Source organism: Microbacterium paludicola (assembly GCF_015235415.1).
GTDB lineage: Bacteria > Actinomycetota > Actinomycetes > Actinomycetales > Microbacteriaceae > Microbacterium > Microbacterium paludicola.
In genome coordinates this window covers 1-19,790 of the sequence record NZ_JADGLL010000019.1, presented here as the reverse complement: position 1 = coordinate 19,790, position 19,790 = coordinate 1, and the positions used below count along the sequence as shown (strand labels likewise).

Here is a 19,790-nt window from a genome sequence, read left to right as displayed (position 1 = left end):
CCGGCGACTTCGACATCCGGGCGCCTCTTGAGATTTCTTGGCCGCGGGCTGTCGAATCGACGGGAGCGCGTTCGTCGCTCTGATGAGGATCGCCACCGGGGCGACCGACGGGAGGCAGGATCATGGCGCAGTACGCGATCGTCGTGTGGGGCCCGAGCGAGAGCCGCCCTCACGGCGGCTACGGCGACGAGCAGACCCAGCGCGACACGATGGCGGCGATCCGGGCGTTCAACGACCGGCTCCGCGAGGCGGGCTCGCTCGTCTTCGTCGGCGGGCTCGAGGGATCCGAGGCGACGACGGTCGCGGATGCGCGCGGCTCGGAGCCCGTGATCTCCGACGGGCCCTACGTCGATGCGAAGGAGGGGATGAACGGCCTCTGGATCATCGAGGCGTCCGACCTCGACGAGGCGCTCGGCATCGCGACCGAGGCGTCGCGCGCGTGCGACAGGCCGCTCGAGGTCCGTCCGTTCGCGGGCGCATGAGCGACGCCGCCGCCGAGGTCGCCCGCATCCATCGCGAGGAGTGGGCGCGGATCGTGGCGGGCCTCGCGCGGCGCTACGGAGACCTCGACCTCGCCGAGGAGACGGCCGCCGAGGCCTTTGCCACGGCCGTCGAGCACTGGCCCGTCGACGGCGTGCCGCCGAACCCGGGCGCGTGGATCACCACCACGGCCCACCGCAAGGCGATCGACCGGCTGCGCCGCGAGGCGCGTCGCCACGACAAGCACCACGAGGCCCTCATGCTCCAGGACAACTCCCCGCCCGACCCGGTCGGCGCCGTCGAGGACGACCGGCTGCGCCTCGTGTTCACGTGCTGCCATCCCGCCCTGTCGACGGAGGCCCACGTGGCGCTGACGCTCCGGATCGTCGGCGGACTCACGGTCCAGGAGATCGCGCACGCCTTCCTCGTCCAGGAGACGACGATGGGCCAGCGGATCAGCCGCGCCAAGGCGAAGATCAAGGCAGCCCGGATCCCGTATCGCGTTCCCGAGCGGGAGGACCTCCCCGGTCGCGTGGCGGGGGTGCTCGCGGTGCTCTATCTGATCTTCAACGAGGGGTACCTCGCGTCCGGCCAGCAGTCGGATCCGATCCGGCGCGACCTGACCGGCGAGGCGATCCGGCTCACCCGGCTGATGCGGGAGCTGCTTCCGGAGGGATCCGACGAGCACGGCGAGACGACGGGGCTGCTGGCGCTCATGCTGCTGACCGAGGCGCGCGCCACGGCGCGGGTCTCGGCCGACGGGGAGCTCGTGCGCCTCGACGAGCAGGATCGCGGCGCCTGGGACCGCGCGCTCCTCCAGGAGGGCCTGGCGCTGGTCCGCGACCGGATGAACGCCGCGCGCGGCGCGCACAGCCTCGGCCGGTACGAGCTGCTCGCGGCGATCAACGCCGTGCACGTGTCGGCGCCGGACGCCCGCGACACCGACTGGTCGCAGATCGTGGCGCTCTACGGCCTGCTCGAGCGGATCGATCCCAACCCGATCGTGACGCTCAACAAGGCGATCGCGGTCGCCGAATTCGACTCCCCCGAGGTCGGCCTGGCGCTCGTCGAGCGTCTCGCCGACCGGCTCGAGGGCTACCACGCGTTCCACACGACGCGCGCCGAGCTGCTGCGCCGGCTGGGCCGCTCCGGCGACGCGCGCGCCGCCTACGACCGAGCGATCGAACTGGCGGGCAACACCGCCGAGGTCTCCCACCTCATCCGCCGCCGCGGTCAGCTCGCGGCGCAGCACGACACCCCCACGAAAGGAGAAGCATCATGACCAGCAAGTACCTCGTGCTCCACATGACCGACTCGACCGGATCGCGCCTCGAGCGCGATGAGGACAAGCGCATGCTCGAGAGCTGGGCCGGCGAGGGAGAGGCCGCGGGCATCCTCGGCCCAGGGGCTCCGGTCGCCGGGCCCGAGCAGGCGAAGTCCGTCGCCGTGCGCGACGGGCGGACGCTGATCACCGACGGCCCGTTCCCCGAGTTCAAGGAGTGGTTCGCCGGCTACGACCTCATCGAGGCCGACTCGATCGACGAGGCCGCGGCCTACATGTCGAAGCACCCGACGGCGGTCTCGGGCCGGATGTACATCCTTCCCGTCGTCCGCCTCCCCTGGGAGGAGGAGTCGTGAGCACCGGGATGCCGCCGGTCGCCGATCAGGCGACCTGGCAGCGGGCGCGCGACGAGCTGCTGCTGCGCGAGAAGGCCCACACCCGCGAGGGCGATGCGATCGCGGCCGCCCGCCGGCGCCTGCCGATGGTCGAGATCGACGCCTCGGTCGAGGTCACCGGGCCCGATGGCCCGGTCCCGTTCGTCTCGCTGTTCGACGGCAGGGAGGAGCTCGTCGTCTACAAGCACATGTGGCACGACGGCGCCCCGCATCAGGGCCAGTGCGAGGGGTGCACGGTGTCGGCCTGGCACCTGCGCGACGCGGTCTACCTGAACGCGCGGGGAGTGTCCTTCGCCATCCTGTGCGAGGGCCCGTGGGACGAGATCGCGCCGTTCCTGCGGTTCATGGGCTACACGCAGCCCTGGTACTCGGTGCGTGGGCTCGGCTGGCCGATCGGCGGTGAGATGGGCCACTTCACCGTGTTCCTCCGGCGGGGCGATCGGGTGTTCCTGACGTACGACACGACGGGGAGGGGCACGGAGATCGCGGATGGCCAGCTGCAGCTTCTCGACCTGACCCCGTACGGGCGCGGCGAGGCGTGGCAGGAGGTGCCGGACGGGTGGCCCGAGGGACGCGAGGCCTGCTGGTACTGGCGCACCGACGACACCGGAGCGGGCGGTGGCACCCCGACGAGCCGGCCCGCGCCGCAGTGGACGCGGCCGGGCGCGGATCCGGTGACGACGCTCGGTCGGCACGCGCATCACCACTGACGCGATGCACCGCGGAGGGGAAGGGCCGCCCATCCGCGGTGCTAGCGTGTGGCCGTGACGAACGCCGCCATCGAGGTGAAGGGGCTGCGGAAGAACTACGGCCGCACCCCGGCGCTGCGCGGCATCGACCTCCGGCTCGAGCCTGGCACGGTGCTCGGCCTCATCGGCCCGAACGGCGCGGGCAAGACCACGACGCTGCGCATCCTGCTCGATCTGCTGCGCCCCTCGAGCGGCGCGGTGCGCGTGCTCGGCGAGGATCCGCGGCGCGGCGGGCCCGCCCTGCGACGCCGGATCGGCTACCTCCCCGGCGACCTGCGGCTCGACGGGCGCACCACCGGGAAGCGGATGCTGTCGTTCTACCGCAGCGTCTCGGGCCCCGTCGCGCGCGGCAGGGAGGACCAGCTCGCCGAGCGGCTCGGCCTCGACCTGTCCCGCCCGATCGGCACGCTGTCGAAGGGGAACCGGCAGAAGCTCGGCCTCATCCAGGCGTTTATGCACGACCCCGATCTGCTGATCCTCGACGAGCCCACGAGCGGTCTGGACCCGCTCGTGCAGCGGACGTTCCTCGAGCTGGTGCGCGAGGCGCGGCACGAGGGCGCGGCGGTGCTGCTCAGCTCGCACGTGCTGAGCGAGATCCAGCACGTCGCCGACGACGTGGCGGTGCTCGCCGAGGGCCGCATCATCGCGACGGGAGACGTCGCGGCGCTGCGCCGCGGGGCCGCGCGGCGCATCCGGGCCGTCTTCGGCGGCACCGACTCCGACGCCGTGTGGGACCAGATATGGCAGCTGCCGCTGCGCGAAACAGCCCTCAGCGACGAGAGCGACGGCGTGCACCTCGAGGCGCTCTACGACGGGGACCTGGATCCCTTCATCAAGACGATCTCGTGGCTCACGACCCTCGAGCTCGACATCCAGGAACCCGACCTCGAGGACGCGGTGCTGCAGCTCTACAGCGGATCGCACGCCCCCGCGGAGGGCGAGGCGCCGCTCGACCTCGCGACCCTGTACGGCCAGGCCGGGCGCACCGAGGGCGAGGCCGGCGCATGATGCCCGTCCTGCTGCGCGAGCTCGCCGGATCCTGGCGCTCGACGGCGCTGTGGGCGCTCGCGATCGTGGCGATCCTGACCCTCTACCTGCCGCTGTACCCGAGCCTGACCGGCGGCGACATGCAGCAGCTGCTCGACTCCCTGCCGCCCGACCTCGTCACCACGCTCGGGTACGACGACATCACCTCCGGCGCCGGCTACGCGCAGGCGACGTACTTCGGGCTGATGGGCTTCTTCCTGATCACCGCGGCCTCGGTCACGTGGGCCTCGCAGGCGATCGCGGGCCACGAGCAGTCGGGCCGCCTCGAGCTCGACCTCGCGCACGGCGTCGGCCGGGCGCAGTATGTGGCGGCGCAGTCGCTCGCCCTGATCATCCGGGTGCTGATCCTCGTCGCCGTCGGCGCGGTCACCGTGCTCGCGTTCAACGACTCGGCCGAGCTCGGTCTCGATCCCGGGCCGGTGCTGGTGGCGAGCGCCGCGCTCGCAGGGCTCGCCCTGTTCTGCGGCGTGTGGTCGCTGCTGGCGGGCGCGGCGATCGGCGGGCGCGCGCTGTCGGCGGGGATCGGCGCGCTCGTCGCGGTCGCGGGATACGCGCTCAACGCCGTCTCGCGACAGAACCCCGACACCGAGTGGCTGGGCGACGCGTCGCCCTACACCTGGGCCTTCGGCGACGACCCGCTGAAGGGCGGCGGGACGATCGCCGACCAGTGGCAGCTGTGGATCTTCGTCCTCGTCTTCCCGCTCACCGCGATGCTCGCCCTGCGCGAGCGCGACCTGCGCGGCTGATGAGCGCGCGCAGGGTCATCCTGTTCCACGGCACGGGAGCCACGCCTGAGGCGTGCTGGTATCCCTGGATCTCCGAGCGCCTCCGCGCCCGCGGCTACCTCGTCGAGGTTCCCCACCACCCGGGCATCAATGTGGAGCCCATCGCCGAGTTCCTCCCCGGTCTGCTCGCAGCGCACGCGTTCGACGACGAGACGATCCTGATCGGGCACTCGGGCGGCGCGGCTCTGCTGCTCGCCGTGCTCGAGCACCTCGACGTCGTCGTGCCGCAGGCGATCCTCGTGGCGGGCTACGCGACGCCGCCCAACGACGAGGACGAGCCGGTGCTGCAGGAGACTTACGACTGGCACCGCATCCGCTCCCACGTGCAGGATCTGTGGTTCCTCAACTCCGTGACCGACATGTTCGGCTGCGATGCGGATCACGGCCGGGCGATGTTCGACCGCCTCGGTGGCACGCTGGTGATCCGCGACGACGACCACTTCGTCGACGACACGCTGCCGCTGCTCGACCGGATCATCCCCGACCCCGCCTGACCGGCGACCGACCTGCCGCATGTCGGTGGCCGGTGGAGCGTTGATGCATGGACACCATTCAACGCATCCGGCCGGACGGCCTCGTCGTCAGCCCGGCCTTCAGCCACGTCGCGGTCGTCCCTCCCGGAGCCACGACGATCTACGTCGGCGGCCAGAACGCCGTCGACGCGGATGGCGCACTCGTCGGGGGCGACGACGTCGCGGCCCAGGCGATCCGGGCGATCGAGAACGCCACGACCGCCCTCGCCGCCGTCAGCGCGACGCCGGCCGACGTCATCCAGTGGACCGTGCTGTTCGTCGACGGCGTCGACCTCGGCGCGGCCTACGGAGCCATCGCGGGCCGCCTCGCCTCCCCGGAGCCGCCCCTCGTCACCGCCGCCCGGGTCGCCGGTCTCGGCGTGCCCGGCGCACTGATCGAGGTGAGCGCGATCGCGGCCGTCATGCGCTGACCGCGACGCGGGTCACTCCCCCGCGACGGCGCGGCGGGCGCGGGCGGCGGCCTCACGGGCGATCTGCGGCGCCAGGCCCACGTGTCCGGAGGGATCGAGCAGCTGGCGGATCCGCATCGGCGGCAGCGCGGCGGTGACGCGCGGATCGGACACAAGCAGGCCCTCGAAGTCCTCGCCCTCGGTGGCGCAGCGCATCGCCGCCTCGTAGACGATGCGGTGAGCCTCGTCGCGGCCGATCTCCTCGCCGAGGGCGAGCATCACGGCCTCCGAGCCGATCAGGTTGCCGCTCAGCTCGAGGTTGCGGCGCATCCGCTTGGGGAACAGCTCGAGCCCCTCGAGGATGACCTTCACCCGCATCAGCAGGTCGCCCATCGCGATGAGGGTCTTCTGCATCGCGGCGTCGAGCTTCGCGGTCGCGCCGCCGTCCGCCTCGTGCGGATGGATGACCGCCGCGACCGCCTCGGGCGCCGTCGAGCGCACGAGCGCGGCGAGGTCGAGCACATCCGCCGACAGCTTCGGGTTGCGCTTGTGCGGCATCGTCGAGCTGCCGACGGATCCCTCGGGGACGGGCTCCGAGACCTCGCCGAACTCGGTCTGCATCATCGTCTCGACCTCGATCGCGATGCGGGCGCAGGACGCCGCCACGATCGCGAGGTCGGAGATGTAGCCGGACTGCGGCGAGAGCAGGGCGCGGGAGGCGACGGGCATCGGCTCGAGGCCGAGCAGGTCGGCAACCCGGCGCTGCACCTTCGGCCCGACGTCGCCGAGCGAGGCGAAGCTCCCCACGGCGCCGGCCATCATCACGCGCAGGCACGGCCGCACGCCGTGCTCGATGCGGTCGAGCCCGCGCAGCAGGTCGTCGATCCAGGTCGCCACCTTCAGGCCGAACGTGATCGGCACCGCGTGCTGGCCGTGCGTGCGGCCGGGCATGATCATGGTCGCCGAGCGCTCGGCGAGGTCGGCGAGCGCGGCGAGGCATTCGATGATGAGCCGGCTGACGATCGCGTGGGCGCGGCCGATCAGGATGGCGTGCCCCGACTGCATGATGTTCTGGCTCGTGGCGCCCCAGTGCACCCATCCGCCGGCGCCCTCCCCCGCCGCCTCGGCGAGCTCCTCGATCAGGGGCACGAGCGGGTGGCCCTGAACGCGCATCCCCTCGATGACCTTCTCGGGGTCGAGGTGCGAGAGCCGGCCGACGTGCGCGATCCGGCGCGCGGCCTCCTCGGGGACGATGCCGACCTCGGCCTCCGCCCGCGCGAGGGCGACCTCGACGTCCAGCCACGACTGCCACACGCTCTCGGTCGTGTACAGCGCGCGGATGCCCGCATCCGGCACCGAGTAGTCGGTGAACCGCCCCGCATCCCCCGCGACCTCGGCGATGGTCAGGTCGCTCGCGAGGGTGCTGAGCGACGAGATGGCCGGATACGGCGGGATCGGGGTCGGTGCGGTATCGGGCATGGCGTCATGCTACGGCGGTGCCCGGCTCGGCGGCGGCCGGAAGCGCCGCCCGCGGATGCTTGCGCCGGGGATCTCGCACACGGTGTTGACACCCGCCCGGTTTAGTGGTTCATTACTCAAGTAAGTAACCAGACCACCGGAGGATCGGATTGATCGAAGAAGGCAGACCGCTGTTCGTGCAGATCGCCGAGCAGATCGAGGACTCCATCGTCGACGGGAGCCTCGCCGAGGAGGCGCAGGCGCCGTCGACGAACGAGCTCGCGGCCTTCTACCGGATCAATCCGGCCACCGCAGCGAAGGGAGTGGCGATGCTCGTCGACAAGGGCGTGCTGATCAAGCGCCGCGGCATCGGCATGTTCGTCGCCGACGGCGCCCGCGAGCTGCTGCTGCGCGAACGGCGCCAGGCGTTCGCCGACCGCTACGTCACCCCCCTCCTCGCCGAGGCCCGCAAGATCGGCCTCGGCACCGACGACCTCGCCGCGCTCATCCGCGAGCACGGCGCAACGACCACCACCGAAAGGCGATCATGACCGCGGTCATCGAGGTGAGGAACCTCACCAAGCGATACAGGGACACGCTCGCGCTCGACGACGTCAGCTTCGACATCGAGCGCGACACGATCTACGGCTTCCTCGGGCGAAACGGCGCGGGAAAGACGACGGCGATGTCCATCCTGACGGCTCAGAACTTCGCGACCTCCGGCACCGTGCGCGTGTTCGGCGAGCACCCGTACGAGAACGCGCGCGTGCTGAGCCGCCTCTGCTTCGTGCGGGAGAGCCAGAAGTACCCCGACGACGCGACGCCCCTTCACGCGTTCGCCGCCGCGCGGCTGTTCTTCCCGAACTGGGACCAGGACTTCGCCAACGCGCTGATCGCCGACTTCCAGCTGCCGGTCAAGACGCGCATCAAGAAGCTCTCACGCGGCCAGCTCTCCGCCGTGGGCGTCATCATCGGCCTGGCGGCCCGCGCCGAGGTCACGTTCTTCGACGAGCCGTACCTCGGCCTGGACGCGGTCGCGCGGCAGATCTTCTACGACCGCCTGCTCGCCGACTACGCCGAGCACCCCCGCACCGTGCTGCTGTCGAGCCACCTGATCGACGAGGTCGCCAACCTCATCGAGCGGGTGCTCGTGATCGACCAGGGCCGGATCGTCATGGACGAGACGACCGAGGATGCGCGCGACAAGGCCACGAACCTGGTCGGCGATGCCGAGGCGGTCGAGCCGTTCATCAGCGGACGCGAGGTCATCCACCGCGAGAGCCTCGGCCGGGTCACGTCCGTCACGTTCCTCGGCGCCCTGTCGGCCGCCGAGCGCGCCGAGGCGCAGGCCGCCGGCCTCGACCTCGCCCCCGTCTCGCTGCAGCAGCTCATCGTGCGCAGCACCCAGCACAGCCCGGCGTCCGCGCCGGCTTCGACCGAGGAGGTGGCGCGATGAACAGCCGCGTGCTGAACGTCGTCCGTCTGCAGTTCGTGAACAAGGTGACCTACCTGTGGATGCCGCTGATCGTCCTGGGCGGCTCGTTCCTCATCTCGTTCCTGATCTTCGCGATGATCCCGATCGACGAGCCGAAGTACGGCGGGGGAAGCCAGGCGCCGCTGTGGGCGTTCCTCGCCGTGGGCATCCAGGCGATGACGCTGTCGTTCCCGTTCTCGCAGGCGATGAGCCTGACGCGCCGGGAGTTCTACCTCGGCACCCTCGTGGCGGCCGCGATCACGGGCGTCATCCTGTCGACGGTCTTCGTCCTGATCGGTCTGCTCGAGCAGGCGACCGAGGGCCTCGGCGTCAACGGCTACTTCTCCTACCTTCCCGCGGTGTGGGAGGCCGGATGGTGGGGCGCCTGGATCACGTACTTCGTGATCACGATGTTCTTCTTCGTGATCGGGTTCTGGTCGGCGACCATCTACAAGCGCTGGGGCACGATCATGGTCACGGTCGTCCTTGTCGGGCTCGGCCTGCTGCTGGTGGGCGCGGTGTTCCTGATCACGCACCTCGAGGCGTGGCCGGCGACGTGGACGTGGCTCGTCGAGACCGGGCCGCTCGGCCTGGCGCTGTGGGCGGTGCCCGCCATCGCTCTGATGGCCGCCGGCTCGTACCTCACCCTGCGGCGGACGATCGCCTGACCGCTATTCGGTTCGGAAGGCTTCGTGGTGGCGGATGACCTCCGCCACCACGAAGTTGAACCATTTCTCGGCGAACTCGGGATCGAGGTGGGCGGCCTCGGCGAGCGCGCGCAGGCGCGCGACCTGCTGCTCCTCGCGGCTCGGGTCGGACGGCGGCATCGCGTGCCGGGCCTTCAGGCGGCCCACCTGCTGCGTGGCCCGGAACCGCTCCGCCAGCAGATAGACGAGAGCGGCGTCGATGTTGTCGATGCTCGCGCGCAGGCGCAGCAGGGTCTCCTGGGGGTCTTCGGCGGGCACGTCCGTCATGGACACGAGGCTACCGGTGCCCCGGATCCGAGGGACCACCGAAGCCCCTTGCGAGCAAAGGGAGCAAGACCCACCGCCCTGACGCGCGGCGCGCGCTCCCACGCCCCGGTCGTTGAGCGGAGCGAAGCGGAGTCGAAACGGATCGAGCGAGCGCAGCGAGTCGAGATCGGTGCGCAGTCTCAGCGCGCCAGCAGGATGTGCTGGGGCGACGGCACCGCGAGCCGGTGCCGCACCCTGCCCGGCACTCCGGTGCGCTCGTCGATGCCGAGCGAGGCGATCTCGTGCGAGTCCTGGCCGGCGACGAGCAGAGTGTCGCGCAGCACGACGTGGTGACGCGGCTTGCGGATGCCCGACTCGGCGAGCGCGACGTGCTCGATCCGGTCGCCCTGGTCGCGCACGCGCAGCACGGCGATCGTGTCGCTGCCCCGCAGGCCCGCGTAGAGGAACTGGCCGTCGCGCGAGCGGGTGAGCTCGGCGGCGCTGTCGCCGGGCAGCGATCCCGGGGATGCGGCGATGCCGGAGCGCAGCGCCCAGCGTCCGTCGGGGCCGGCCGAGAGCACGAAGATCTCGCAGGTGTGCTCGGTCACCACGTAGAGGTGCCCGCTGGGGTGAAGGCTCATGTGGCGCGGACCGGTGCCGAGGGGGAGCGCGACCTCGTGGTCGAGCGTCATCCCGCGCGGCGAGGTGCGCCAGATGCGCACGAGGTCGTAGCCGAGGTCGGTCGTGGCGACGAGGCCGCGGGGAAGGAACACCGTGCAGTGCGCGCGCGGGGTGCGCGGCTCGGTCGGCTCGGCGGTGGCTCCGCCGAGATCGACGCCGCCGGCGAGCGCGGCGGCCGGGGTGTCCCGCGCGCCGCGAAGGATGCCGCGCACCGCGGGATCGTCGAACGGGTTCTTGGACTGCCCGAGCAGGGCCAGGATGTCGTCGAGTCCGGCATCCGCGCCGATGGCCGGCGTCGGGGTGGCGCCGGCGAGCATCGCCGCGAGCTGCGACGCGTCGGCACCGCGCTCGACGAGGCTGCGCAGGTCGGCGACCCCCGGCTGCTCGTCCAGCAGCGCGGACGTGTCGGGGGCGGACGTCCCGCCCGCGTTCTCGCGGTCGTACGGATCGGCCGACGGCTCGGCTTCGGTGCGGGTGCCGAGGCGGCCGGATGCGTCGAGAGCCACGTGGGTCACGACCCCGTTGCCCCAGGCGGTGGCGATCAGGTGCGAGCCGTCGGGCGCGACGGCCACGTGACACGTGGTCTCGCCGGCCTCGACGGGCGAACCGAGGGGCGCGAGGGTCGCCTCACCGGTGCGGCGGAACGCGGCCACGCGGCCCTGCGCCTCCAGCGCGGCGTACACGACGTCGAGCTTCGGATGCGCCGCGAGCCACGTCGGCGACGGCGCCTCGACCGCGTCTCCGACGAGAGAGAGGGGTCCCCCGGCCAGCGGCGAATCGGGCTCTCCGGCCGTGGCGGCCATGATTCCGCGCGCCTCTTTGCCCATGTCCGCGCCGCGCGCCCCGATCCAGAGTCTCATGGGTCGATCCTCGCAGAGCGGTGAGTCCTCGCAGATCCGGTCCTCGACGAGGGGCGGACTCAGACGAGGCGTGAGCTCAGACGAGGTGCGGCTCAGACGAGGTCGTGGCGCACGATCACCGCGTCGCGGCCCGGGCCGACGCCGATGACCGAGATGCGCGTGCCGCTCATCTTCTCGAGCGCGAGCACGTAGTCCTGCGCGTTCTGGGGAAGATCCTCGAACGTGCGGGCGCCCGTGATGTCTTCCTTCCAGCCGGGGAAGACCTCGTAGATCGGCTTCGCGTGGTGGAAGTCGGTCTGGTTCACGGGCACCTCGTCGAAGCGCACTCCGTCGACGTCGTACGCGACGCACACCGGGATCTCATCCAGGCCGGTCAGGACGTCGAGCTTCGTCATCACGAGGTCGGTGATGCCGTTGACGCGCGTCGCGTAGCGGGTGATGGGTGCGTCGTACCAGCCGGTGCGACGCAGGCGCCCGGTGGTGGTGCCGTACTCGAAGCCGGTCTTGCGCAGCCACTCGCCGCTCTCGTCGAACAGCTCGGTCGGGAAGGGGCCGGCGCCGACGCGTGTTGTGTACGCCTTGACGATCCCGACGATGCGGTCGAGGCGGCCGGGGCCGACGCCCGAGCCGGTGGATGCGCCGCCGGCGGTCGCCGACGACGACGTGACGAACGGGTACGTGCCGTGGTCGACGTCGAGCATGGTCGCCTGGCCGCCCTCGAACACGACGACATCGCCCTTGTCGAGGGCCTGGTTCAGCAGCAGGCCGGTGTCGCACACCATCGGCTTCAGCCGCTCGGCGTACGACAGCAGGTCCTCGACGATCTCCTCGGGCGTGATCGCACGGCGGTTGAAGATCTTCACCAGCAGGTGGTTCTTCTGGTCGAGGGCCGCCTCGACCTTCTGACGCAGGATCGACTCGTCGAACAGATCCTGGATGCGGATGCCCACGCGGTTGATCTTGTCGGCGTAGGCGGGGCCGATGCCGCGACCGGTGGTGCCGATCTGGCGCTTGCCGAGGAAGCGCTCGGTGACCTTGTCGAGCGTGCGGTGGTAGTGGGTGATGACGTGCGCGTTCGCGCTGACCTTTAGGCGCGACACGTCGATGCCGCGGGCCGACAGCGCATCCAGCTCGGCGAACAGCACCTCGAGGTCGATCACAACGCCGTTGCCGATGACGGCGTTCACGCCGGGCGACAGGATGCCCGAGGGCAGCAGGTGCAGCGCGTACTTCTCGCCGCCGATCACGACGGTGTGGCCGGCGTTGTTGCCGCCGTTGAACTTGACGACCCAGTCGGTGCGGTCGCCGAGCAGGTCGGTGGCCTTTCCCTTGCCCTCGTCGCCCCACTGGACTCCGACGATCACGATTCCCGGCATGGGTTTCCCCCTGTCTGTGCACGAGCCTTCGGCTCGGTGTGCCCAAGACCTCTCTCCCGCTCTTCGGGCTGCGTTCTGGGCCGGGGCAAGTCTACCGACGGGGCAGGACAGACAGAGGAGACGCCACTTCGGCTCGGTCCGGTCGTTCAGCGGAGTGAGCGCCCGGGGTTGTTAGGCGACGAATCGACCGTCGTGCCCGCTTCGGCGGCTCAGGCCGGGAGCCGGGACGCTGCACGTCACTCAACAGCGAGGACGTAGTGCGCCGCCCTGCGTTCTCCCACCAGCCGCAGAAAACCCCGGTCACGCAGTGAACGGAGCAGGTGCTTCGCAGCGTCCGAGGGAAGTGCGCACAGGTCTGCTGCCTGGGCCCGCGTGATGCTCCCGTGCGAGCGAACGTACGTCAGCACCATCTGCTCCTGCTGGGCGGTATCGAACGAGCGAACACGCACGTACCCCGCGGGGCTGCTGATCTCGCGATAGGTCGCTGCGCTCATGGTGTAGCGACGCCCTCGCCCATTCCCTCGCATCTCGATGAGCCCCTCCTCGACCATGCGCGTCAGCACGGTGCGCGTCGCGATCTGAGATCGCTGTACGAGGTCGGCGAGCTCGCCGACCGTGAGGCGCGGGTCATCCTGAAGCGCATGCAGGACGAGCAGCTCCTCCAATGAGAAGGGCCTCCCCCGTCGCTCCGTATGCGCGACGAGGAAGCGCACGACAGCGAGATCCGCACGGCCCGTCGGCACCGTGACGACGACGTGATGCGCGTCCGTGCGCGAGAAATCAGGAGCCGCTCGGCCGGCGCGAAGGGTCGACTCGAACACGCGATTGATACCGCGCCCCGTCCGCTCGACGATGCCGGCACGGAAGAACGCCTCCGACAGGATGCGACTGCGCGGCTGCGACGTCGACAGCAGGTTGTCCAGAGTGACGCCACGCGGCAGTCCGCCCGGATTCGCGATGGTGAGTTCTTCCTCTGTCAACTGGAGGGAGACCGGGCCCTGCATCGTGTAGTCACGATGCACAAGCGCATTGGCGATGAGCTCACGCGCGGCGACGGCAGGGATCCGTGGAACTGAAACTCGTGTCAGCCCGATGTCGAGTTCGTCCTCCTCGTCGTAGCGCATGAGCTGCGTGTAGAGATCCTCAGCAGCGCGGAACAGTGGCGCGTTACTGAAGACGTTCTGCCGGACGGCCGTGCCCGACAGAACTTGGAAGGCCGTCTCGTGGGTGGGGATGAACTGGCGCAGACGCTCGTCCCGTCCGAAGAGAAGGAGGGCTCCGCGCCGGATGATCGGCGACTCCTCGCTGCCGTCGATGACGCCGAGCGCTTTGCCGATCTCGACGTCGCTCAACGATGCGAGCACCGAGCCCCCGCCGGTCGGCGACACGAGCCGTCGCAAGCGCTCGAACTCGGATGGATCGAGATCGTCCACTTTGGCATCCGGTTCGACGATCGAGGCGTAGTCCACCTCCCCCCGTTCGATCCGCGAAGAGAGCATCTCGTGAGCGAGCAGCGGAAGGCAGGCAGGCCTGCCGTCACCTCCGAGACCACGGCGCGAGTACTGACCAGCGGACGTGCCGGTGATCGAGGCCGCCCGCGGGATCTCGATCACGATCACCGCAGCCCCATCGATCTCGACGACGTCCACGTCGGTCACCACAGGCGGGACAGTCTTGTTCGAGATCAGGGCCTGCAGTCGCAGGGGGTTCGTGACCTCCCCGTGTCGCGCCTGCGCGCCCGTGATCGTGCCGTCGTCCTCGACGCCGATCAGCAGGATGCCGCCTTCGGCGTTCGCCAGGCAGGCGACGACCTCCGCGATCCGGTCATCGCCGAACTTCGGCCGGTCAGACTTGAACTCGACCGCGATCGTTTCACCGCGGCTCGTCAAGTCGCGGAGCTCGTTTTGGTTCACCCCCAAAGTCTTCCAAAGTTTGTGGGCATTAGCAATCCGTTTTGGAAGTCGCCCAAACTTTGGAACGCCTCGCGCTCCCGATATGTATCACCCGCCGCGTTTCGACTCCTCACTGCGCTCGTCGCTCAACGACCGGGGATCGATATCCCGACGGAGGTAGGCTGACCGCGGGGGATGGGCGCGACGCGTGCCGTGGCGCCTCCCCGGTCCAGCGAGGGGAGAGCAGGATGAACCAGGCCGCTGCGTCGAACACCGGGCAGAAGACCGCGCCGACGAGCGAGGAGATGGCGCGGGCCGTCGAGGTCATCCGGATCGTCTCCGACTCCTACTCGGCGAAGATGGTGGGCCAGGAGCGGCTGCGCACGAGCCTGCTGATCGGCCTGATCGCGGGCGGGCACATCCTGCTCGAGAGCGTGCCTGGCCTCGCGAAGACGACCGCCGCCTCCACGCTGGCCGACACGGTCGACGCGCAGTTCAAGCGCATCCAGTGCACCCCCGACCTGCTGCCGAGCGACATCACCGGCAACCAGGTCTACGACGCGAGCACCGGATCGTTCCGCACCGTGCTCGGCCCGGTGCACGCGAACTTCGTGCTGCTCGACGAGATCAACCGCTCGAGCGCCAAGACGCAGAGCGCGATGCTCGAGGCGATGCAGGAGCACCAGACCACGATCGGCGGCGAGGTTCACCGCCTGCCGAAGCCCTTCCTCGTGATCGCGACGCAGAACCCGATCGAGCAGGAGGGGACGTACGAGCTCCCTGAGGCGCAGATGGACCGCTTCCTCCTCAAGGAGATCGTCGAGTACCCCAGCCCCCAGGAGGAGTTCGAGATCCTCGAGCGGATCGACTCGGGCGTGCTGGATCCCGAACGCCATGCCCGCAGCTCGGTGACCCTCGCGGACGTGCACCTCCTGCAGGATGTCGCGAGCCGCATCCACGTCTCCCCCGCGATCCGCAACTACATCGTCGGCATCGCCTATGTCACCCGGAACCCTGCCCCGTACATCGGCGAGGAGCAGGCCCGCTACATCAAGTACGGCGCGAGCCCGCGCGCCTCCATCGCCTTCCTGCAGGCCTCCCGCGCGCTCGCGCTGCTGAACGGCCGCGCGCACGTGCTGCCCGAGGACATCCGGGCCCTGCGCCACCTCGTGCTGCGGCACCGCGTGCTGCTGAACTTCGAGGCCGATGCCGACGGCGTGCGCAGCGAGGAGATCATCGACGCGATCTTCGCCGCCGTCCCGACCCCCTGATCCGGTCCGATCGGCCGCTGCCATGCCCAGCCTCATCACGCGGGTGAAGAGCAAGCTCTTCATCCATTCGTCCAAGAAGTCGCTGCACGCGCTCGACGGCGCGTACGCGTCGCTGCTGCGCGGCCGCAGCAACGACTTCGAGGACCTGCGCGAGTACCAGGCGGGCGACGAGGTGCGCGACATCGACTGGCGGGCCACCGCGCGGCTGAGCACCCCGATGATCAAGCGGATGCGCGCGTCCCGGATGCACACGGTGCTGTTCGTTGTCGACACGGGCCGCGGGATGGCGGCGCTGGCCGCCGACGACCGGCCCAAGCGCGAGCTCGCCGTGCTGGCGGTCGGGGCGCTCGGCGTGCTGACGCTGCGGCACGACGACGACTTCTCGCTCGTCTTCGGCGACGCCGAGCGCGTCCGCCGGCTGCCTCCCAAGCGCTCCGAGGGCGCGCTCGAGCACGCGCTGCGCGCGATCGACGGCGCCTGCGCGCCCGACGGCCCGCACAGCGCCCGCGAGCGGCTGCTCGACTTCGTTGCCCGCACGATCTCGCGCCGGATGATCGTGGTCGTCGTCACCGACGAGGCGCCGATCACCGACGAGACCGAGCGGCTCGTGCGCCGCCTGCGCACCCAGCACGACGTGCTGTGGGTCACGCTGCGCGACGCGGATCCGGTGCTCACGACGGCGGACGGATCGTCGCGCCGCGACGTGGACACCGGATGGACGGTGCCGGGGTTCCTTCACGGCGATGAGGCCGTCGTGCGCGAGGTCGAGGAGCAGCACCGCGCGGAGGAGACCCGGCGCGACGCCCTGCTCACCGCGCTCGAGATCACCCACGTCGAGCTGCGCACCCAGGACGATGCGGTGCCCGAGCTGCTGCGGATGCTGAACCGGAGGGCCCATGTCGGAGCCTGACGAGTTCTACCCGCCGGTGCAGTACGCGCCGTGGTGGATGCTGCTGGCGCTCGGGATCATCGTGCTCGCGATCCTGTCGGTCTGGCTCATCCTGCTGTTCACGAGGCCGCGCCGCGCCACCACCGCCGCGGCGCCCGTCGCATCAGACGCGCTCACGATGCTGCGCCACGAGTATCTCGACGGCATCGGCAGGATCGAGCATGCCTGGCGGGCGCGCGAGCTGACGGCGCGGCAGGCGAACCTCGAGCTCAGCCGCACGACCCGCCAGTTCGTCAACGAGTACAGCGGCCTTGAGGCCCCCGTGCTGACGCTCGCCGACTTGCAGGCGCGCGGCGTGCATCCTGCGCTCGTCGATGCGCTGCGCCGCCACTATTATCCGAGCATCTTCGGCCGCGGTCCCGCCGTCGACCCGGCCGCGGGCGCCGAGGCGGCGCGCAGGGTGGTGAGCGAATGGCACTGATCGAGCTCGCGAACCCATGGATCATTGTGCTCGCCCTGGCGGCGGTCGTCCTGGCGGTGACGGTCGGCGTGCTCGCGGTCCGTCGCGCCGCTCGTGCGTCGGCCGGGGCCGCGCCGGTGTCGCGGGCCGAGCGGCTGCGCAGCCTGCCGGCAGTGCGCCGGGCGACCCGTCGCCGCGCGGCTGCGGTCGCCGGAGCCGTGGCGCTGCTCGCCGGATCGGCCGTCGTGGCCGGCGTCGTCGGCGCGCGGCCGATGGCGGCCCAGACCATCCAACCGGTCGACACGAGCCGCGACATCATGCTGTGCCTCGACGTCTCGGGCTCGATGAGCGAGGTCGACATCGAGGTGCTCGAAGTGTTCGAGGAACTGCTCGAGGGCTTCGAGGGAGAGCGGATCGGACTGACGATCTTCAACAGCTCGCCCGTGCAGATCTTCCCCCTCACCGACGACTACGATTTCATCCGCGGGCACCTGCAGTCGATCAAGGCCGCCTTCGACGACTACTCGAGCGACATCCCCGAGCACTGGGTCGGCACGCTCAACGGCACCGGATCCTCGCTGATCGGCGACGGCCTCGCCGCGTGCACCATGCGCTTCGACCACCTCGACGAGGACCGGTCGCGCTCGATCATCCTCGCCACCGACAACGAGGCCTTCGGCGCCGGCATCGTCACGCTCGAGGAGGCGAGCGTCTACGCGCGCGACGCGGGCGTGCGGGTGTTCGCGCTGAACCCGGTGGAGGGCAAGGACGACGAGATCAGCGCGCAGCTGACCGGCGCCGCCGAGACCACCGGCGGGCAGGCGTACGCCCTGCGGGGCGACACCACCGTCGGCGAGATCATCGACGAGGTGCAGGAGCAGGAGGCCCGCGCGCTGCAGGGTGAGGCGCGCGTGGTGTGGCGCGACGTGCCGGACGTGTGGATCGCCGTGCTGCTGGCCCTGGTGCTGGCCGGGATCGTGCTGCTGTGGCGGGTGAGACTGTGATCTTCCAGCCCGTCCTTCACCCGCTGCTGCTCGCGCTGCTGTGCGCGCCGGTGGCGTTCGTCGCGGTGCGCTCGCTGCTGCGGGCCCGCGGCGCCCGGGAGCGGACGTCCTGGGCACTGCGGATCGCGGCGCTGCTCGCGTGCGCGGTGCTCGCGCTGCGCCCCGGCATCCCCGGCGGGGAGACCCAGACCCTGACGACCGACACGGATGTCGTCATCCTCGTCGACTCGACGGCGAGCATCGTCGCGGAGGACTGGGGCGACGGCGCCCCGCGCCTCGACGGGGTCCGATCCGACGTCGACGCCATCGTCGCCGCCTACCCCGGGGCGCGGTTCGCGCTGCTGACGTTCGACGCCTCGGCCGAGATGCGCCTGCCGCTGACGACCGACACCGCCGCGCTCCACTCGGCGCTGGAGGTGCTGACCCCCGAGGTCACCCAGCGCTCGCAGGGAAGTTCGATCGGCATCGCCAACCGCCTGCTCGCGCAGACGCTGCAGGCGGCGGCGGAGAGCTCGCCCGAGCGGTCGCGCATGGTGTTCTACCTCGGCGACGGTGAGCAGACCGCCGCCAGCGAGCCCGAGTCGTTCGAGTCGAGCGCGGCGCTGCTCGACGGGGGCGCCGTGCTCGGCTACGGCACGCCGGAGGGCGGCCGGATGAAGGTGCAGACCGGCGAGGTCGGCGGCGCGTCCGACGAGTACATCCTGGACGGATCCGAAGCCGCGCTGTCGAAGATCGACGAGGCCGCGCTGCAGACGATCGCCGCCGACCTCGGCGTCGAATACCAGCACCGCACGGCCGACAGTCAGCCCGAGCTCCCGGAGGCCCCGACGTCGACCACCACGCGCGCCGCGGGCACGACCGGCGACGTGACCGAGCTCGGCTGGATGCTCGCGCTGCTGATCGTCGCGCTGCTGGCGGCGGACGCCGCACTGGTCGCGACGGCGATCCCGGGCGTGCTGCAGCTGATGCGACCGCGGCCCTCCGGGCAGGGAGGTGAGGCATGAGCGCCCCCGCCGACTCCGCCGCGGCCGAGCTGATCGCCGGCAACCGGCGCCGCGCCCGGCTGCGGCGCATCCTGCTGCTGATCGCCGTGCCGCTCTGCGTCATCGCGATGCTGCTGCCGGTGAAGATCGCGTCGATGTACGCCTTCGCGCACCGCGCGATCACGTCGTACGTCGCCGGGGACTTCGCGGGCTCGGCCGCCGCCGCGCAGGGGCAGGGCGTCGTCAACTGGTTCGAGCCGTACAAGGCGCCGTACAACCTCGGCGACGCCCTCGCCGGGGCGGGCGACCTCGCCGGCGCGCGGGCGCGGTTCGAGGAGGCCCTGCCCCTCGCCCCCGGGCTCGAGGCCTGTGCCGTGCACATCAACCTCGGCATCACGATCGAGCGGATGGGCGATCAGGCGAGGGAGGCCGGCGACCCCGTCGCCGCCGAACAGCTGTACGGCGAGGCCCTGCAGGTGGTCGCCGACACCCCCGACGAGTGCCACTCGGAGGAGGCGGATGAGCAGTCGCCGGATCCGGAGCGCAGCGCGGGACAGAGCATCGACGACCTCGAGGAGCGGCTGAAGCAGAAGCAGCAGCCCCCGCAGCCACAGCCGTCGCCCTCCCCGTCGGAGGACCCGCAGGAGGGGCAGGAGCCGAAGCCGTCGGACGAGCAGCTGGAGGACCTCGAGGAGAAGCTGCAGCAGGGCGACGGCGAGCGCCAGCAGTATCAGGGCGACGACGGGCAGTCGGGCTCGGGAACGGACAAGCCATGGTGACCCCCGAGCCTGTGACCCCCGAGCCTGTGAGCCCCGACCCACAGCAGACC

The 19,790-nt window shown here is 70.9% G+C and carries 23 protein-coding genes; 18 read left to right on the top strand and 5 right to left on the bottom strand.

The genetic code is table 11. From position 1 onward, the window contains the following. Positions 1-122 precede the first annotated feature (122 nt). From IR155_RS09095 to IR155_RS09060, 8 genes are read left to right on the top strand one after another with little or no spacing between them, the layout of a single operon-like run. A complete protein-coding gene (locus IR155_RS09095) occupies positions 123-482 on the top strand; it encodes a YciI family protein (RefSeq protein WP_135114522.1) in 360 nt (119 codons plus the stop codon). Continuing rightward, positions 479-1,762: an RNA polymerase sigma factor gene (locus IR155_RS09090; RefSeq protein ID WP_135114521.1), complete on the top strand. Its 1,284-nt coding sequence runs from the start codon at positions 479-481 to the stop codon at positions 1,760-1,762. The genes IR155_RS09095 and IR155_RS09090 overlap by 4 nt, the downstream gene beginning before the upstream one ends. Continuing rightward, complete coding sequence (locus tag IR155_RS09085; RefSeq protein WP_135114520.1) at positions 1,759-2,118, top strand: YciI family protein; 360 nt, start codon at positions 1,759-1,761, stop codon at positions 2,116-2,118. Before IR155_RS09090 ends, IR155_RS09085 begins: the two co-directional genes overlap by 4 nt. Then, the gene (locus IR155_RS09080; protein WP_322783518.1) at positions 2,115-2,867 is read left to right on the top strand and encodes a DUF899 family protein; all 753 of its coding nucleotides are present in this window, start codon (positions 2,115-2,117) and stop codon (positions 2,865-2,867) included. Before IR155_RS09085 ends, IR155_RS09080 begins: the two co-directional genes overlap by 4 nt. A gap of 54 nt (positions 2,868-2,921) precedes the next feature. After that, entirely contained in the window at positions 2,922-3,914 is a 993-nt protein-coding gene (locus IR155_RS09075) for an ABC transporter ATP-binding protein (protein ID WP_135114519.1), read from the top strand. Beyond that, on the top strand, positions 3,911-4,699 hold the full coding sequence (locus IR155_RS09070; protein ID WP_135114518.1) for an ABC transporter permease subunit: 789 nt from the start codon (positions 3,911-3,913) through the stop codon (positions 4,697-4,699). Before IR155_RS09075 ends, IR155_RS09070 begins: the two co-directional genes overlap by 4 nt. Further along, positions 4,699-5,232 (top strand): alpha/beta fold hydrolase, encoded by a 534-nt coding sequence (locus IR155_RS09065; protein ID WP_135114517.1) that lies wholly within the window; start codon positions 4,699-4,701, stop codon positions 5,230-5,232. Before IR155_RS09070 ends, IR155_RS09065 begins: the two co-directional genes overlap by 1 nt. A 47-nt stretch (positions 5,233-5,279) precedes the next feature. Next, positions 5,280-5,681 (top strand): RidA family protein, encoded by a 402-nt coding sequence (locus tag IR155_RS09060; protein ID WP_135114516.1) that lies wholly within the window; start codon positions 5,280-5,282, stop codon positions 5,679-5,681. Positions 5,682-5,693: 12 nt separating this feature from the next. Here IR155_RS09060 and IR155_RS09055 read toward each other — a convergent pair whose 3' ends face one another. Further along, a complete protein-coding gene (locus tag IR155_RS09055) occupies positions 5,694-7,139 on the bottom strand; it encodes a class-II fumarase/aspartase family protein (RefSeq protein ID WP_135114515.1) in 1,446 nt (481 codons plus the stop codon). A 149-nt stretch (positions 7,140-7,288) separates the two neighbouring features. On the opposite strand from IR155_RS09055, the gene IR155_RS09050 reads away from it, so the two are divergent. Genes IR155_RS09050 through IR155_RS09040 form a run of 3 tightly spaced genes read left to right on the top strand, consistent with a single transcriptional unit; the run spans position 7,289 to position 9,260 of the window. Continuing rightward, a complete protein-coding gene (locus IR155_RS09050) occupies positions 7,289-7,669 on the top strand; it encodes a GntR family transcriptional regulator (protein ID WP_135114514.1) in 381 nt (126 codons plus the stop codon). Further along, on the top strand, positions 7,666-8,574 hold the full coding sequence (locus IR155_RS09045; RefSeq protein WP_135114513.1) for an ABC transporter ATP-binding protein: 909 nt from the start codon (positions 7,666-7,668) through the stop codon (positions 8,572-8,574). The genes IR155_RS09050 and IR155_RS09045 overlap by 4 nt, the downstream gene beginning before the upstream one ends. Further along, positions 8,571-9,260, top strand: a complete 690-nt coding sequence (locus IR155_RS09040) for a hypothetical protein (RefSeq protein WP_135114512.1) — start codon at positions 8,571-8,573, stop codon at positions 9,258-9,260. The genes IR155_RS09045 and IR155_RS09040 overlap by 4 nt, the downstream gene beginning before the upstream one ends. A gap of 3 nt (positions 9,261-9,263) precedes the next feature. Here IR155_RS09040 and IR155_RS09035 read toward each other — a convergent pair whose 3' ends face one another. The 4 genes from IR155_RS09035 to IR155_RS09020 form a co-directional block, all read right to left on the bottom strand. Then, the gene (locus tag IR155_RS09035; protein ID WP_135114511.1) at positions 9,264-9,566 is read right to left on the bottom strand and encodes a chorismate mutase; all 303 of its coding nucleotides are present in this window, start codon (positions 9,564-9,566) and stop codon (positions 9,264-9,266) included. A 179-nt stretch (positions 9,567-9,745) separates the two neighbouring features. Beyond that, positions 9,746-11,086: a lactonase family protein gene (locus IR155_RS09030; protein ID WP_135114510.1), complete on the bottom strand. Its 1,341-nt coding sequence runs from the start codon at positions 11,084-11,086 to the stop codon at positions 9,746-9,748. 92 nt (positions 11,087-11,178) lie between these two features. Then, entirely contained in the window at positions 11,179-12,462 is a 1,284-nt protein-coding gene (locus tag IR155_RS09025; protein WP_135114509.1) for an adenylosuccinate synthase, read from the bottom strand. A gap of 236 nt (positions 12,463-12,698) precedes the next feature. Further along, a complete protein-coding gene (locus tag IR155_RS09020; protein WP_233441162.1) occupies positions 12,699-14,282 on the bottom strand; it encodes a DNA glycosylase AlkZ-like family protein in 1,584 nt (527 codons plus the stop codon). Between IR155_RS09020 and IR155_RS16240 the strand changes: the two genes are divergently transcribed. The 7 genes from IR155_RS16240 (at position 14,184) to IR155_RS08990 (ending at position 19,740) form a co-directional block, all read left to right on the top strand. After that, positions 14,184-14,540, top strand: a complete 357-nt coding sequence (locus IR155_RS16240; protein ID WP_233441163.1) for a hypothetical protein — start codon at positions 14,184-14,186, stop codon at positions 14,538-14,540. The two genes, IR155_RS09020 and IR155_RS16240, sit on opposite strands and share 99 nt — an antisense overlap. Positions 14,541-14,602: 62 nt before the next feature. Next, positions 14,603-15,625 (top strand): AAA family ATPase, encoded by a 1,023-nt coding sequence (locus IR155_RS09015; protein WP_135114507.1) that lies wholly within the window; start codon positions 14,603-14,605, stop codon positions 15,623-15,625. 22 nt (positions 15,626-15,647) lie between these two features. Continuing rightward, complete coding sequence (locus tag IR155_RS09010; protein ID WP_135114506.1) at positions 15,648-16,535, top strand: DUF58 domain-containing protein; 888 nt, start codon at positions 15,648-15,650, stop codon at positions 16,533-16,535. After that, positions 16,522-16,995 carry a hypothetical protein gene (locus IR155_RS09005; protein WP_135114505.1) on the top strand — a complete coding sequence of 158 codons (474 nt, stop codon included), beginning with the start codon at positions 16,522-16,524 and terminating at the stop codon, positions 16,993-16,995. Before IR155_RS09010 ends, IR155_RS09005 begins: the two co-directional genes overlap by 14 nt. Then, on the top strand, positions 16,986-17,978 hold the full coding sequence (locus tag IR155_RS09000; protein WP_228066935.1) for a vWA domain-containing protein: 993 nt from the start codon (positions 16,986-16,988) through the stop codon (positions 17,976-17,978). Before IR155_RS09005 ends, IR155_RS09000 begins: the two co-directional genes overlap by 10 nt. Then, a complete protein-coding gene (locus tag IR155_RS08995; RefSeq protein ID WP_233441160.1) occupies positions 17,960-18,982 on the top strand; it encodes a VWA domain-containing protein in 1,023 nt (340 codons plus the stop codon). The genes IR155_RS09000 and IR155_RS08995 overlap by 19 nt, the downstream gene beginning before the upstream one ends. After that, positions 18,979-19,740, top strand: coding sequence for a hypothetical protein (locus IR155_RS08990; RefSeq protein ID WP_135114504.1), 762 nt, complete (start codon positions 18,979-18,981; stop codon positions 19,738-19,740). Before IR155_RS08995 ends, IR155_RS08990 begins: the two co-directional genes overlap by 4 nt. Positions 19,741-19,790: the final 50 nt, after the last annotated feature.